The organism is Microbacterium sp. che218, assembly GCF_040436305.1.
GTDB lineage: Bacteria > Actinomycetota > Actinomycetes > Actinomycetales > Microbacteriaceae > Microbacterium > Microbacterium algihabitans.
This window is the reverse complement of record NZ_AP031501.1, coordinates 2,050,558-2,065,532: the sequence shown is the minus strand read 5'-3', so window position 1 is coordinate 2,065,532 and position 14,975 is coordinate 2,050,558. Positions and strand designations below refer to the sequence as shown.

Sequence of the window (14,975 nt, the reverse complement as noted above, 5' to 3'; positions counted from 1 at the left end):
TACCGTTGCGGCATGAACGAGCCGCTGTCGGCCGCAGACGCCCGCATCTTGGCGCTGGAGTCCGACGTCGTGCGCGGACACGCGCTCAAGCTCCTCGTGCTCGACCCGGGCGACGCCCTCGACCTCGACGCCCTGCGCGCGAGCGTCGCCGAACGGCTCCCCGCCTTCCCCCGCGGGCGTCAAGTGGTCGTCGATGACCGCGGCGTTCCGTCGTGGGCGGATGCCGACGACCTCGACCTCGCGCACCACGTGCGGCAGCGCGCGGCGGCGGATCCGATCGAGCTGCGCGAGGTCGTCGGACGCCTGATGTCGGAGCCGCTCGACCGCTCGCGCCCCCTGTGGAGCATCGACCTCATCGGCCCGCTCGCCGACGGCCGCGAAGCCCTCGCCGTGCGCCTGCACCACGCGGTCGCCGACGGGCTGACGGCCGTGCGCTTCCTCGAGAGCATCGTCTTCGAGCCGCACGATGCGCCCGCCCACGACGTCGGCGTGCGAGACCCCGAGGCGCGGCCGACCCGCTGGAGCGAATGGGAGCGGATGCCGCAGACCCTCGCCCGCGAGCTCGGTCACCCCGGTTCCCGGTCGCCGTTCGATCGGCCGATCACCGCGCGCCGCGCGCTCGCCTTCGTCGATGTGCCGCTCGCCGAGGCGCGAGCCGTCGGGGCCTCGCGCGCAGATCACGCCACCGTCAACGACGTGCTCCTCGCCGTCATCGGGGGCGCGTTGCGCCGACGGCTCCTGCATCACGGGCACACCCCGCGGCTCAACGCCCAGGTGCCGGTGAGCCTGCACGAGCGGGGGGAAGATGCCGCGGCATCCGGAAACCGCGACTCGTTCATCGACCTCGACCTGCACCTGCACGAGCCCGACGACCTGCGGCGCCTCGACCTGCTCAGCGCGCAGACCCGCGAGCGCAAGCGCGGGCACGATGCCCGTTCTCTCGACGAGCTCTTCCACGCGCTCGCCGCGGCCGGTCCGGTGGGGGTCTTCGCGCGCGGGCTCGCCGACGACCCGCGGGAGTTCGCCCTCGCGATCTCGAACGTGCCCGGACCCCGCGTCGCGGTCGCCGTCGCCGGGCGACGGGTGGCGCACGTCTACACGTCGTCGGAACCCGGCCCCCGTCACGCGCTGCGCGTCGCGGCGATCTCGAACGACCAATGGCTCGGCGTCGGCTTCTGCGTCGATCCGCTCGCCGTGCCCGACGTCGAACTGCTGGCCGATGCCGCGCACGACGCGTGGGAGGCGCTGCGAGCAGGCTCGGCCTGATCTGCGGGTGCGGCTCGCGTGCACAACCGCGGGGGTCGCGACCGACGCGCCGTTTCCGGATGCCGTGACCCGGCGTGCCGCCAGAACTTCCCGCCGTCGTGCCCGGGCACGCCCCGACCCGCATCGACCTGTCTCGACGACGGAGCACCGCCGCCGAACCGGCGCCGCGCGCCGAATAGGCTGGACGAGAAGGAGTCCCATGTCGTCGAGAGCAGGGCGCGCTCAGCGCGCGGGTCGCGGTGTCGCCGCGGCCGCTGTGGCGACCTTCCTCGCCACCGTCTCGCACGGCGCGGTCGACTCCGCTCTGCCGTCCGCGATGAACATCGCCGTCGCCCTCTGCCTCGCCACCCCGGTGTGCGTGCTGCTGGCCGGACGGGCGATGTCGTGGTGGCGTCTGTCGGCGGCGATCGCGCTCAGCCAGGCGTTGTTCCACGGCATCCTGATCCTCGATCTGCGCGGTGACGGCGCTGCCGTGAGCGCTGGCCACCACGGCACGGCCGCGGTCGTGATCGACGCCGCGGCATCCACCGACGCCATGGCAGCCCACTCCATGCACTCGCCGTGGATGTGGGCCGCGCACGCCTTCGCCGCCGTCGTGACGATCCTGGCGCTCGGCCGGGGCGAGCGCTCTGTGCAGGCGATCGCCCGCTTCTTCATCGCCGCTCTCCTGGTCCTGCGTCCGTTCCGCGGTATCGCCGCTCTCACGGATGCCGTGCGCACCGCGCCCGAGCCGCTGCTGCTGCCGCGGGCCATGACGGTGCTGTCGCCGATGAGGCACCGGGGTCCGCCGCTCGCGGCCTGACCTCGACCCCTCATCTCGCGCGTGAAACGCCCCTTCGGCGTGCGCACTTTCAGAAAGCAGCAACCATGTCTCGCAAGACCACCCTTCGCCGTACCCTCCTGGGCCTGACCGCGGGTGCCGCTCTCGCCGTCGCCGTGCCGCTGGCGGCCTCGGCGCACGTCACCGTCAACCCGAACACCGCCACTCCCGGCAGCTACGCCACCGTCAACTTCCGCGTCCCCACCGAGTCTGAGACGGCGTCCACCGTCAAGGTCGAGGTCACCCTGCCCACCGATACCCCGCTCAGCGCGGTGCTCGTCGAGCCCGTTCCGGGCTGGACCGCGACCGTCGAGAAGGGGTCGCTCCCCGCCCCCGTCGAGGTCGACGGCAACACCATCACCGATGCGCCGCTGAAGATCGTCTGGCAGGCCGACCCCGGGGTGGGGATCGGACAGGACCAGTTCCAGATGTTCTCGGCCGTGCTCGGACCCGTGCCCGACACCGGGCGCATCCTGCTCCCCGCCGAGCAGACCTACTCCGACGGAGAGGTCGTCGACTGGGCGGCGACGCCCGACCAGGTCGCGGCCGACGACTCGCTCGAGCCGGCGCCCGTGCTCTACATCACCGACACCCCGCCCACCGGCGAGCACAGCCACGGCACGACCGCGGCCGACCACACCGCCGATGACATGACCGCGGCCGCCTCCTCGAGCGACGACTCGTCGGGCGTGGCCCTCGGCCTCAGCATCGCGGCCCTCGTGGTCGCGGCCGTCGGCGCCGTCTTCGGCGCCCTCGCCTTCGCGCGTCGGTCGAAGCGCGCCTGATCATGGGCTCCCGGAACACGCTGCGTCGGGTTCTGGCCGGGGCGGTGGTCGTCGCAGCCGCGATGACCGCCGCCCTCGGCGGGGCCACCGCGGCCTCGGCGCACGACAGTCTCGTGTCGTCATCGCCGGCCGAGGGCGAGAGCGTCTCGTCGCTGTCGGAGGTCTCGCTCGACTTCAGCGCCAACCTGCTCGGCTATGACGGCGGCAACATCGTCATCGTGCTCGGCCCCGACGGCCGGCACTACGAGAGCGAGTGCGCCGCTCTCGCGGGCCCGAACCTCACCACCGCGGTGGCCCTCGGCGACCCCGGCGACTACTCGATCGAGTGGCGTGCCGTGTCGTCCGACGGTCATCCCGTCTCGGGCGTCATCCCCTTCACCTACACCGGCGTCAGCACCTCGGCCGGATCCGACACGTCGGTGTGCGCGAGCGCCGCCGGCGAGACCGCGGCCCCGGTCGAATCCGCTCCGGCCTCCGACGGCGGTGCCCCATCGGGCCTGGTCATCGGCCTGCTCGCCGGTGGCGGGGTGCTCGTGCTGGTGGTCGTGCTGATCGTCATCATCGTGCGCACGCGCCCGCGCGAGGACTGACCCGCGGGCCGCCGAGGTCCGCCGTCCTGCGGATCGGGCGTGCGGCACGCCGGGTTCACGGCATCCGGGACTGGCGTGTCGCCCTCCGGGTCCGCACGACGGCGCGACCCCGGCCCGCGGGGTGTCGAATGAGACACCGGATGCCGATCGGCCCGGCCGTTCGTCGACCTCCGCCGTCCTGCGGATCGGGCGTGCGGCGCGCCGGGGTCACGGCATCCGGGATCGGCGTGTCGCCCTCCGGGTCCGCACGACGGCACGACCTCGGCCCCCGGTGTGTCGGCCGAGACACCGGATGCCGATCGGCCCGGCCGTTCGTCGACCTCCGCCGTCCTGCGGATCGGGCGTGCGGCACGCCGGGTTCACGGCATCCGGGACTGGCGTGTCGCCCCCCGGGTCCGCGTGACGGCGCGACCTCGGCCCCCGGTGCGTCGAATGAGACACCGGATGCCGATCGGCCCGGCCGTTCGTCGACCTCGGCCGTCCTGCGGATGGGGCGTGCGGCACGCCGGGGTCTCGGCATCCGGGATCGGCGTGTCGACCCCCCGGTCCGCACGACGGCACGACCTCGGCCCGCCGCGCCGGCCCGCAGACCTACAGGCTCGAGCCCGACACCGAGAACGTGTCGCAGGCGTTCACGCCGCCCTGCCGGCCGGTGTCGAACCACCGCTGGCGCTGCTCGCTCGAACCGTGGGTCCAGCTCTCGGAGTTGATCGCCCCGCCCGACTCGGCCTGGATGTGGTCGTCGCCGACGGCCGCGGCCGCCGCGAGGGCGTCGGTGATCTGCTGGTCGGTCGGGGGCTCGAGGTAGGGCGTGCCGGTCTCGTCGACCTGTTCGCCCGCGTTCGCCACCCACGCCCCGGCGAAGCAGTCGGCCTGCAGCTCGGTGCGCACGCCGTTGCTGTCGGGGCCCGTGCCGTTATTCGGGTGCTGGTCCATCACGCCGATGAGGTTCTGCACATGGTGGCCGTATTCGTGGGCGAGCACGTACAGCTGGGCGAGGGGACCCGCGGTGGTGTCGTACTGCTCGCGCAGGATCGCGAAGAAGGTGGGGTCGACGTACACCGTCTCGTCGGGCGGGCAGTAGAACGGCCCGGTCGCGTTCGAGGCCGTGCCGCACGTGGTCGAGGTCGAGCCGTCGACGATGATCAGCTGCGGAGCCCGATACCCCTCGAGGGTGTTCCCCCAGAACTGGTCGAGGTTGAGAGATGCGGCCGCGAGTCGGCAGTCGTCGTTGCTGTTGGCGTCCGCGCCCGTCTCGCAGCTGGCGACGCGCTCACCACCGCTCTGCGGGGCTGCCGGGGCTCCGCCTCCACCAAGCAGACCGGTGAGGTCGGTGCCGGTGAACAGCGAGATCAGCAGCACCACGATGCCGCCGACGCCGACGGCTCCACCGCCGACCGCGGCCACGGTGCCGCCGCGTCGCTTGGCGGTGTTGTTGCCGACGCGGGCGTTGTCGTTGAAGGTCACGGGCGTGACGCTACCCGCGGGGCGGCCCGAGAACAGGGGCTGGACGCGGCGTGAAATCGCTGGGCGCGCAGATGCGGGGCGGTTTCCGCAACCCCCCGGTGCGACGGATCCGCGCGCGTACCGTCGGCCCCGAGGAGCAGCGCGGCCCCGGCGTCCGCTCCTCGCGAAGACATCGGAGAACGCCATGCCCCTGACACGTCGTACCTTCCTCGCCGGATCGGGAGCGCTCGCGCTGCCGTTCCTCCTCGCCAGCTGCGGGTTCGTGCAGACCGCCCCCGCCGAGAAACGTCAAGGCACCCTCACCTTCACCACGTGGGGGACGGATGCCGAGCTCGCGGGCTTCCGCGCCGCCATCGCCGCGTTCGAAGCGGCCAACGAGGGCTCGACCGTCGAGCTCAACGCCGTTCCCTACGAGCAGATGTTCACCAACATCGACGCGCAGTTGCAGGCGGGCAACCCGCCCGACATCTTCCGCGTGCCCTATTACACGTTCGGCGCGTACGCCGGTCGCGGTCAGCTGCTCGACCTGAAGCCCCTGCTGTCGGCCGATCGCCAGGGGCAGTTCACCCCGCAGGCGTGGGCGGCGGTGCAGAACGGCGACGGCACCTTCGGCCTGCCGCATCACACCGACACCTCGGCGCTCTTCGTCAACCTCGACCTGTTCCGTCAGGCCGGGATCGACGCGTCCGAGATCCCGACCTCGCCCGAGAACGCGTGGACCTGGGACCAGCTCGACGCCCTGGGCGAGCGACTGCGCGCCGGGCTCCCGGCCGACCGCTGGCCGTGGGCGTACAACTGGCAGGGCAACGGCGTCACCCGCTGGCTGAGCCTGCTCTTCCAGTCCGACGGCGCGTTCCTCGAGTCCGACCAGAAGACCCCGGCGATCGACTCCGACGCGGCACGTCAGGCCGTGGAGTTCTCGAGCTCGTTCTTCACCAAGAACTACGTGCCCGCGAACAACACGATCGCCTCCTCGAGCTACGCGGCCGAGTCGTGGTTCTCTCAGTCGGTGGCGATCGTGTGGTCGGGGGCTTTCCAGATCCCGGATGCCGACACCACGGCCGACTTCGAATGGACGGCGACCTACGCGCCCCGCAACGCCCGCGCGGGCAGCGACTTCGGCGGCAACGCGCTCGTGGCGACCGCGAACACGCAGCAGCCCGAGCTGGCCGCGGCGTTCCTGGAGTTCGTGACGGATGCCGCTCCCATGCGCGACTTCTGCCGCGCGGCATCCCTTCTGCCCACCCGTGGCGACCTGCTCAACGACCAGCTCGAGTTCGCGGTGCGGCCCGAGCTCGCCCCGGTCTTCGCCGGTCAGGCCTCGCTCGTGCAGCCGCAGGACGTCGCGCAGGTCGCGAGCCCGTCGATGTCGGCGATCATCCCGGTGCTCAAGGAGCAGCTCGACCTCGCCTTCACCGGCGCCCAAGATGCCGCGACCACGGTGACGAACCTGCAGTCGGGCATTGGAGCGGCCACCGGTGGCTGACACCGCGGTCGCCCGACCGCGTCTTTCGCGGCAGGGCCGACCGGAGCGGGGGGAGCGCCTGCGCACCCGCCGCCCCGGCGCCCGTCGCGAGGCCCTCGCGGCGTACGGGTTCCTCGCGCCGAACTACCTGCTGCTGCTGGTGTTCGTGCTCGTGCCGCTGGTGGGGGCGTTCTTCGTCAGCCTGCAGCGCACCGACGGGTTCGGCGACGGCACCTTCGCGGGCCTCGACAACTACGCACGGCTCGTCGGCGACCCGCTGTTCTGGCGGGCGCTCGGCAACACCGTGCTGTTCACGGTGCTCGTGACGCCGCTGTCGATGCTGCTGGGCCTGGTCGCCGCGACCCTGCTCAACACCGCCCTGCCCGCCCGACCGCTGTGGCGCTCGCTGCTGATCCTGCCGATGGCCGTGTCGGGCGTGGCCACCGCGCTGATCGGCGTGCTCGTGTTCGACCAGAACTCCGGCATCCTGAACCGCATCCTCACCGCCGTCGGCCTCTCACCCGTCACGTGGCAGTCCGACCCGGTGCCCGCGTTCGCGACCATCGTGCTGGCGACGGTGTGGTGGCGCACGGGCTTCAACATGCTCATCTACCTCGCCGGGCTCCAGGGCATCGGACCCGACCTGTACGAGGCGGCGACCCTCGACGGTGCGAACCGGTGGCAGCGCTTCCGCAACGTCACGATCCCGCTGCTCGGACCCACGTCGTTCTTCCTCGTGGTGCTGAACGTGATCTTCTCGTTCCAGGTCTTCGACATCGTGTTCGTGCTCACCGGCGGAGGCCCGGGAGGCGCGACGAGCGTGCTCGTCACCTACGCCTACGAGACCGGCTTCGTCACGCGCGACCAGGGCTACGCCGCCGCGATCGGCATGGTGCTGTTCCTGTTCGCCCTCGTGTTCGCCGCGGCGCAGTACCGCGCGTCCCGCACCAAGGATGTGGTCGAGTGAGCCTCGATGAGCGCCTGGATGCCTCGGCATCCGCGTCCCCCCTCGCCCCACCCGCGGTGACCCCGGGTCGGCGCGCCCGCGACCGCTCGCGGCGGGGGAGTGCGATCGTGCGCACGATCATCGTCGCGGTGGTGGGTCTTGCCTCCGTGTCGCCGCTGTACTGGATGCTCGCCGTCGCCTTCTCGTCGCGCGCCGAGCTGCTCGGGGGGCGGGAGCTGCGCCTCTGGCCGCGCGACGTGACCTTCGAGAACTTCGAGCGCGTGTTCGCCTCGTTCCCGGTGGCGACCTGGTTCGGAAATTCCGTCGCGATCGCGGTCGTGGTGACCCTCATCTCGGTCAGCACGAGCCTGCTCGCCGGCTACGCCTTCGCGCAGCTGCGCTTCCGCGGTTCGACCGCGCTGTTCTTCCTCGCGCTGGCGACCCTCGTGCTGCCGGTGCAGGTGATCATGGTGTCGCTGTTCCGCATCGTCACGGCGGCCGGGCTGTACGGCACCTATTGGGCGGTGATCCTGCCCGTATCGGCCTCGGCGTTCGGGCTCTTCCTCGCGCGCCAGTTCATGCTCGGCATCCCGCGCGAACTGATCGAGGCCGCGCGCCTCGACGGGGCCGGGCACGTGCAGACGTTCCTGCGGGTCGTGCTGCCGCTGTCGAAGCCGCTCATCGCGGTGCTGGTATTCATGAGCCTGCTGTCGTCGTGGAACGACTTCGCCTGGCCCCTGATCGCCCTGCGCGAGAACCGCCTGTTCACCCTGCCGATCGGCCTGCTCTACCTGCAGGGCCAGTTCGGCAGCGACTACGGCGCGACGATGGCCTACGCGCTCCTGAACGTGGTGCCGATCGCGATCGTGTTCCTGGTGTTCCAGCGATACTTCGTGGCGGGCTTCGCGCGCAGCGGCATCAAGTGACCGGGCGGGGTGCCTCGATTCCGAGGTCCCTGAGCCTGTCGAAGGGACCGGGGCCCAGCGCGTGGTCCCGTGGCTTCGACAGGCTCAGCCACCTCGGTACGCAGGTCCCTGAGCTTGTCGAAGGGACCGGGGCCCAGCGCGTGGTCCGGTGGCTTCGACAGGCTCAGCCACCTCGGTACGCAGGTCCCTGAGCTTGTCGAAGGGACCGGTGCCCAGCGCGTGGTCCGGTGGCTTCGGCAGGCTCGGCCACCTCGGTACGCAGGTCCCTGAGCTTGTCGAAGGGACCGGTGCCCAGCGCGTGGTCCGGCGGCTTCGGCAGGCTCAGCCACCTCGGTAGAGAGGTCCCTGAGCTTGTCGAAGGGACCGGGGCCGGCGCGGGCTTCCGCGGGCGTCTCGTCCTCAGTCCAGGAACTCCCGCGCCGCCACGACGAGGTTCTCCACGCCGCGGTCGATCGTCGGCTGCATCACCGGAGCGAAGAAGGGGGAGTGGTTGGTCGGGATGTCGCGCTCGATCGTGCCGCCGGCGAGGGCGTCGGCGAAGGTCTGCGGGTCGACGCCTCCCCAGAACCAGAACACCAACGGTGCACCCGACTCGCGCGCGAACCACGACACGTCCTCGCTGCCGGTGAACATGCCGGGGTCGACCACGGAGCCCTCGCCGAACGAACGCCGGAACGCCTCGGTGAGGCGGGTCGTGGCATCCACGTCGTTGATCGTGGGCGGCAGGGTGTGGTCGGTCGTGATCACGGGTTCCTGTTCGGCTCCGGATGCCGCGGCCTCGGCCCGGATGATGCGCTCGACCTTCGTCATCACGCGCTCGCGCGCCGCGTCGTCGGGGTAGCGCAGGCTCAGCTCGAGCTTCGCCTCGGCGGGGATGATGTTGTTCTTCAGCCCGGCGTGGATCGAGCCGACGGTCACGACGGCGACGTCGCGCGGGTCGACCTCGCGCGAGACGACGGTCTGGAGGCGCATCACGGTCGCGGCCGCCATGACGATGGGGTCGATCGTGGAGTGCGGGCGCGAACCGTGACCGCCGCGGCCGTAGAGCATCACGGTGAGGCCGTCGGAGGCCGCCATCTGCGTTCCCGGGCGCACGCCGATGACGCCGGCGGGCAGGGGCGTGACGTGCTGGCCGAGCACGATGTCGGGCTTCGGGTACCGCTCGAGCACGCCGTCGGCGATCATCGCCTTCGAGCCCGCGCCGTACTCCTCGGCGGGCTGGAACACCGCCACTACGGTTCCCGACCACTCATCGGTGGTCGCGACGAGTCGCTCGAGCGCACCGATCAGGGCGGTGACGTGCATGTCGTGGCCGCACGCGTGCATCACGGGAACGGCGTTGCCGGCCGGATCGGTGCCGCGCGCCGTGCTGGCGTAGGCGAGGCCGGTCTGCTCCTCGACGGGGAGGCCGTCCATGTCGGCACGCAGCCACACGACGGGTCCGTCACCGTTGTCGATCTTCGTGACCACACCGGTGCGGCCCACTTCTTCTTCGACCTCGAGGCCCAGGTCGGCGAGGTGGCGGGCGATGACGCCCGCCGTCCGCGTCTCCTGGAACGACAGCTCCGGGTGGGCGTGCAGGTCGGTGTAGAGGCTTTCGAGGTCGACGCTCATGCCCCCGAGCCTACTCAGCCGTTCCGTCCCGCGGTCCGGTCAGTACCGGATGCCGCGGACCCTCGCAACCCGTCCGCTCCGGTCAGCTCGGGCGACCACGCTTTCGGCATGACCACCACACACTTCGACTACCTCATCGTCGGCGGCGGAATGGTCGCCGACACCGCCTCCCGCGGCATCCGCGAGATCGACGCCGACGGCTCCATGGGCATCCTCAGCGACGACGTCGACGAGCCCTACACGCGCCCCGCGCTGAGCAAGAAGCTGTGGACCGACGACGAGTTCACGTGGGAGAAGGTGCCGCTCGGCACCGCCGACGACACCGGCGCCGACATCCGTCTGCAGACGCGCGCGACGGCGATCCGTCCCGACGCGCACGAGGTCGACGCCGACGGCGAGACCTTCTCCTACGGCACGCTTCTCGTCGCCACCGGCGGCAAGCCCGTTCCGCTGCCGGTCGACGACCGCACGGACGGCGAGCGGGTCCTGTCGTTCCGCACGGCCGAGGACTACCGGCGCCTGCGCTCGCTCGCGAAGGACCTCGACCGCATCGTGGTGGTCGGCGGGGGCTACATCGGCTCCGAGCTCGCGGCCGCTCTCGTGCAGAACGACGTCGACACGGTGCTCGTGCACACCGGCGCCGTGCTGGGCGATTCGATGTTCCCGCCGGCGCTCGCCGATCGTTTCGAGAAGCTCTTCCGCGACGCGGGCGTCGAGATCGTCGCAGGGTCCAAGGTCGAGGGCGGACAGGCGGATGCCGACGGCGTGCGCCTTCAGCTCGAGAACGGCGACGAGGTGCGGGCGGATGCCGTGGTCAGCGGGCTCGGCATCGAGGTGGCCACCGACCTGGCCGAGCAGGCGGGTCTGACCGTCGATGACGGCATCGTGGTCGACGCGCAGCTGCGTGCCTCGGCCGACGACGTCTTCGCCGCGGGCGACGTGGCGAGCTACCCCGACCGGATCCTCGGCCGACGTCGCGTCGAGCACGTCGACAACGCCAACGAGCAGGGCAAGGCCGCGGGCCGCAACCTCGCGGGCGCCGCCGAGGCCTACACGCACACGCCGTACTACTACTCCGCCGTCTTCGGCGTCCGCTACGAAGCCGTCGGCACGCTCGACTCCTCTCTCGACACGGTCGAGGACTGGACGGATGCCGATCACGGCGTCGTCTACTACCTCGACGACGACCGCGTCGTGGGCGTGCTGCTGTGGAACGTCGAAGACGCCCGCGATGCGGCGCGCGCGGTGCTGGCCGAGGCCGAGACCCTCACGCGCGACGACCTCGTGGGCCGCATCCGCTGAGACCGTCGGCCCGGACCGGTCTCGCGTCTCGCGGCCGGTCCGGGCGGCCGAGCCGCGCGTGCGCGCCCGACCTTTGGCCGCACGGCCACCACGCGGCCCGATGTGCGCGCCGTCCGGCCGGGTCTAACCTGGACGCACGCTGGGTGTTCGCCCAGCGTGCACTGCATCCAGGAGCACCCCATGGCGACCGCTGAACTGCGTCTTCCCCTGTCCGTGGACCAGGCGCGCGACGCGCTGTCCACCGCGTTGACCGACCTCGGTTTCACGGTGACCCCCACGGCATCCGGATCCCTCGACGTCTCGCGCGGGAGCCTCGGCACGACGCTCGTCGCCGGTGCCTTCGCGGGCCAGGACATGCACGTGCGATTCGACGTGCACTTCTCGGGGGTGCCCGAGGGTTCGCTCGCGAGCTTCGAGCACTCCGCGGCAGGCGGATTCTTCAAGGGCGGGGCGATCGGCGCCGTCAAGGCAGGTGATGTGGTTCGCGAGGCCGCGCACTCCGCGGGCGTCCGGCTCGCCGAGCGGGGTCAGCTGGTGGGCGTCCCGCCCGTCGCTCCTCCCGCGGCATCGGGGGCGGATGCCGCGACGCCGCCCGTGCCGCCGCCGTACGCCCCGGGCGCGCAGGGCTACCCCGGCGCAGCGCAGGGCTACCCGGGTGCCGCGCAGGCGACGGCCGCCGACGGCACCTCCCTCGCGCCCTACCCGGCCCCGCCGGCGTCGGACCGCACGAACGTCGTCGCGATCGTGGCGATCATCCTCGGCTTCCTCTTCCCGATCGGCGGCATCGTGGCGGGCGCGGTGGCCCTCGCCCAGGTCAAGCGCACGGGCGAGAAGGGGCGCGGGCTCGCGATCGGCGGCATCATCGCCGGCTCCGTGCTGACGGTGCTGTACATCCTCGCGGCGATCGGGCTCTTCATCTTCTCGGTGTTCGTCGGAGCGACGGCGGCATCCGGCGAGTCCGGTTCGTCGACCGACCCGTTCGCCCCGCCGGTGCCGTCGGAGAGCGGCGGCGTCTCGATCGCTCCCGACGACCCCGCTCCCGGCGACCCCTATGCCCTGCTCGTCGGCGAGTGCCTCGACGACTTGAGCAGCGGCTTCGTCGGCGACGAGAACTTCGTCGACTGCGCCGCACCGCACACCTACGAGGTGTTCTCGACGTTCGCTGCGGCCGACGGCGCCTTCCCCGGCGACGACGCGCTGTCGCAGGCGGCTTTCACCGGCTGCGACGCGGCGTTCGAGGGCTTCGTCGGCATCCCGTACGGAGACTCGACCCTCGACTGGGAGTTCGTCGCTCCGACCGAGCAGACCTGGTCGGACGGCGACCGCAGCATCTCGTGCCTGCTCTACGACCCCGCCGGCGAGGTCTCGGGAACCCTCGAGGGCTCGGCGCGCTGAACCTACCCTTTCGCCCGCGGCGGCGGGGCGGAGCGATTTCTCGAGGGATCACAATTGCTCGCCGTCTCGCCGCCGGGTGCGGGTGAGTTCGGTCGTGAAAACACCCGCGAGGGGTGCGCGGTCGGGGTGATCGTCGGGGTCGCCGCCCCTAGGTTGAGCGGTGCTGTGCGCGGGCCCGCGCATGCGACGCACCTGCGGGGGGACCGATGGACAAGAGCCTGCGCCTGTCGATGTCTGCGACGGTCGGCGAGGCGAAGGCAGCCGTGACGGCGCTCCTCCTCGATCAGGGCTTCGACATCCGAGAGCGCAGTGACGGCCTCGAAGCGGATCGCACGCCGGCTCCCCGGGCCAAGGCGACGAAGAGGCCCGCGACACGGTTCCGCGTCCGCTTCTCGTCGGCGCCGGACGGCGCGATCGTCGACGTCGAGCCGATCACCGGTGCGCCGGCCGTCCGCACGACCGTGGCGATGATGCGCGAGCGTCTTGTGAAGAAGGGTCTGCTCAGCGCGGAACCCGGCGCGGAGGCTCCCGCCGTCGAGCGCGACGGGATCGACGCGGATGCCGCCGATGATGAGGTCCGACGGCGCGCGGACGGCGACGAGACCGCCGACTTCTGGCCATTCGACCAGCTCACGTCGCCCGTTGACGCGCCCGCTGTCCGTGCAGCCACGCCCCCGCTGAACGCTCTCGCCGTGGTCTCCCTCGTTCTCGGCGCCCTCGCGCCCGTCGGCGGAATCGTCACCGGGGCCATCGCGCTGGGCCACATCCGCCGGACCGGCGAGCGGGGCAGGGGCCTGGCGCTCGGCGGTGTCGTGCTGGGGTCGGTCCTGACCACGGTGTTGAGCGTGTCGATCGTGGCTGCGGTCGGACTGCTGCTCGTCCCTTCAGGAGCCGGAACGCCGAACGCCGCCGGCGAGCGCGCAGCCGCGGCTTCTGCCAGCCCGACCGCGACGGTCGAGGAGGGCGCGTCGTCGAGCTTCGCGCCCGAGGTGGGACAGTGTTTCGTCAAACGGGGCGCGGGAGAGATCGGCGAGGCGAATCTGGTGGACTGCGGCGTTCCGCACGCCTATGAGCTCTACGAGCAGTTCTCGCTGAGCGGCGACGAGTATCCGGGAGACGACCTCGTCGCCCGTGACTCCGTGGGCGGATGCCGCGACCGGTTCGCCGACTTCGTCGGCACGGACTACGACGAATCGCGTCTCGAGCTCGTGTATCTCAGTCCGACGGTCAAGGAGTGGGGACGCGGGGACCGGGTCGTCTCGTGCCTGCTGGCCGATCCGGACGCGTCCGTTACGGGATCCCTGCGCGAGTCGCAGCGCTGACGGCTGCCCGGCACCGAGGCCCGAAACCGGACTCTCAGGCGACCGGCGGGGCCGTCGATCCACGCTCGACGAGTTCGAACGGCAGGGTGCCGAGTCCGCGCGCGGGCTCGGCGCCGTCGAGTTCCGCGAGCACGGCGGCGGCAGCCCTCTCGCCCTGGCCGCGGGCGAACTGGTCGACGGTGGTCAGGCCGAACCACCGGCCGAGCTCGTGACCGTCGACACCGATGATCGAGACGTCGTCGGGCACCCGCAGGCCCTTCTCGCGTGCGGCGAGGATCGCGCCGATGGCCATCTCATCCGAGGCGGCGAACAACGCCGTGGGGCGCTCTTCCGCGTCGAGGGCGCGCGCGGCGGCGGCCGAGCCGCCCTCGATCGTGAAGTCGGCCGGGTAGACCGGTGCGTCCGCGACGCCCTCTTCGGCCAGCGCCTCTTCGAACCCCCGTCGTCGCAGTGCCGGCACCGTCGATCCGGCCGCCGTCGCGGCATCCGCCCCAATGTGCGCCACCCGGCGATGCCCGAGCGCGAGCAGGTGCGCAGTGGCGAGTCGGCCGACCGCGAGATCGTCGACGGTCAGTGTCGTCAGCAGGGGGTTGGGCCCGGCGATAGCGACGATCGGCACGCCCAGCCGGCGCAGCGACGCCGATTCATCGGCGTCCGACTCGAGCGCGATCGTGATGAGGGCATCGATCCGGCGCCGTCGCACGTGGTCGTCGAAGACGCGTCGACGCTCGTCGCGGTCGACGCCGACGCTGTAGAGGGTGATGTCGTAGCCGTGGCGGACGAGCCCGTCGGAGATGCCCGCGAGCACGGTGCTGAAGAACCAGCGGTCGAGGAACGGCACGACCACACCGACGGCTCGCGCGCGTCCCGACGCCAGGCTCGAGGCGGCCGCCGACACGACGTACCCCAGACTCTCCGCGGCGACCATCACGCGCTCGCGGGTCGCCGCCGACACCGGCCCCCGCCCGCTCAACGCACGCGAGACCGTGGCCGTCGACACCCCCGCCGCGCGGGCGACGTCGTCGATGCCGACCACGGTCTCGTGTGCTCTCGTCGAAATGCCGGCGGATGCCGCGG

General features: G+C 71.9%; 13 protein-coding genes. 10 read left to right on the top strand and 3 right to left on the bottom strand.

The window, feature by feature from the left end; genetic code table 11:
- Positions 1-12 precede the first annotated feature (12 nt).
- From ABXS86_RS09665 to ABXS86_RS09650, 4 genes are all read left to right on the top strand, one after another.
- Positions 13-1,266, top strand: a complete 1,254-nt coding sequence (locus tag ABXS86_RS09665) for a wax ester/triacylglycerol synthase domain-containing protein (protein ID WP_353664290.1) — start codon at positions 13-15, stop codon at positions 1,264-1,266.
- 199 nt (positions 1,267-1,465) lie between these two features.
- On the top strand, positions 1,466-2,068 hold the full coding sequence (locus ABXS86_RS09660; RefSeq protein WP_353664289.1) for a hypothetical protein: 603 nt from the start codon (positions 1,466-1,468) through the stop codon (positions 2,066-2,068).
- A 65-nt stretch (positions 2,069-2,133) separates the two neighbouring features.
- On the top strand, positions 2,134-2,871 hold the full coding sequence (locus ABXS86_RS09655; RefSeq protein WP_353664288.1) for a YcnI family protein: 738 nt from the start codon (positions 2,134-2,136) through the stop codon (positions 2,869-2,871).
- Between the two features lie 2 nt (positions 2,872-2,873).
- Positions 2,874-3,461: a copper resistance protein CopC gene (locus ABXS86_RS09650; RefSeq protein WP_353664287.1), complete on the top strand. Its 588-nt coding sequence runs from the start codon at positions 2,874-2,876 to the stop codon at positions 3,459-3,461.
- 591 nt (positions 3,462-4,052) lie between these two features.
- On the opposite strand, the gene ABXS86_RS09645 is transcribed toward ABXS86_RS09650, so the two are convergent.
- On the bottom strand, positions 4,053-4,928 hold the full coding sequence (locus tag ABXS86_RS09645; protein ID WP_353664286.1) for a neutral zinc metallopeptidase: 876 nt from the start codon (positions 4,926-4,928) through the stop codon (positions 4,053-4,055).
- Positions 4,929-5,112: 184 nt separating this feature from the next.
- On the opposite strand from ABXS86_RS09645, the gene ABXS86_RS09640 reads away from it, so the two are divergent.
- The 3 genes from ABXS86_RS09640 to ABXS86_RS09630 are packed head-to-tail and all read left to right on the top strand — an operon-like array spanning position 5,113 to position 8,265.
- On the top strand, positions 5,113-6,414 hold the full coding sequence (locus tag ABXS86_RS09640; RefSeq protein WP_353664285.1) for an ABC transporter substrate-binding protein: 1,302 nt from the start codon (positions 5,113-5,115) through the stop codon (positions 6,412-6,414).
- A complete protein-coding gene (locus ABXS86_RS09635; RefSeq protein ID WP_353664284.1) occupies positions 6,407-7,360 on the top strand; it encodes a carbohydrate ABC transporter permease in 954 nt (317 codons plus the stop codon). Before ABXS86_RS09640 ends, ABXS86_RS09635 begins: the two co-directional genes overlap by 8 nt.
- Positions 7,357-8,265 (top strand): carbohydrate ABC transporter permease, encoded by a 909-nt coding sequence (locus ABXS86_RS09630; protein ID WP_353664283.1) that lies wholly within the window; start codon positions 7,357-7,359, stop codon positions 8,263-8,265. Before ABXS86_RS09635 ends, ABXS86_RS09630 begins: the two co-directional genes overlap by 4 nt.
- Before the next feature lie 399 nt (positions 8,266-8,664).
- Here the strand turns inward: ABXS86_RS09630 and ABXS86_RS09625 are convergent, their stop codons facing one another.
- Positions 8,665-9,879 (bottom strand): amidohydrolase, encoded by a 1,215-nt coding sequence (locus ABXS86_RS09625; protein ID WP_353664282.1) that lies wholly within the window; start codon positions 9,877-9,879, stop codon positions 8,665-8,667.
- Positions 9,880-9,987: 108 nt separating this feature from the next.
- On the opposite strand from ABXS86_RS09625, the gene ABXS86_RS09620 reads away from it, so the two are divergent.
- The 3 genes from ABXS86_RS09620 (at position 9,988) to ABXS86_RS09610 (ending at position 13,898) form a co-directional block, all read left to right on the top strand.
- On the top strand, positions 9,988-11,181 hold the full coding sequence (locus ABXS86_RS09620; protein ID WP_353664281.1) for an NAD(P)/FAD-dependent oxidoreductase: 1,194 nt from the start codon (positions 9,988-9,990) through the stop codon (positions 11,179-11,181).
- A gap of 180 nt (positions 11,182-11,361) precedes the next feature.
- Positions 11,362-12,576: a DUF4190 domain-containing protein gene (locus ABXS86_RS09615; protein WP_353664280.1), complete on the top strand. Its 1,215-nt coding sequence runs from the start codon at positions 11,362-11,364 to the stop codon at positions 12,574-12,576.
- Positions 12,577-12,782: 206 nt separating this feature from the next.
- The gene (locus ABXS86_RS09610) at positions 12,783-13,898 is read left to right on the top strand and encodes a DUF4190 domain-containing protein (RefSeq protein ID WP_353664279.1); all 1,116 of its coding nucleotides are present in this window, start codon (positions 12,783-12,785) and stop codon (positions 13,896-13,898) included.
- Between the two features lie 34 nt (positions 13,899-13,932).
- Here the strand turns inward: ABXS86_RS09610 and ABXS86_RS09605 are convergent, their stop codons facing one another.
- Positions 13,933-14,934 (bottom strand): LacI family DNA-binding transcriptional regulator, encoded by a 1,002-nt coding sequence (locus ABXS86_RS09605; protein ID WP_353664278.1) that lies wholly within the window; start codon positions 14,932-14,934, stop codon positions 13,933-13,935.
- Between the last annotated feature and the right edge of the window lie 41 nt (positions 14,935-14,975).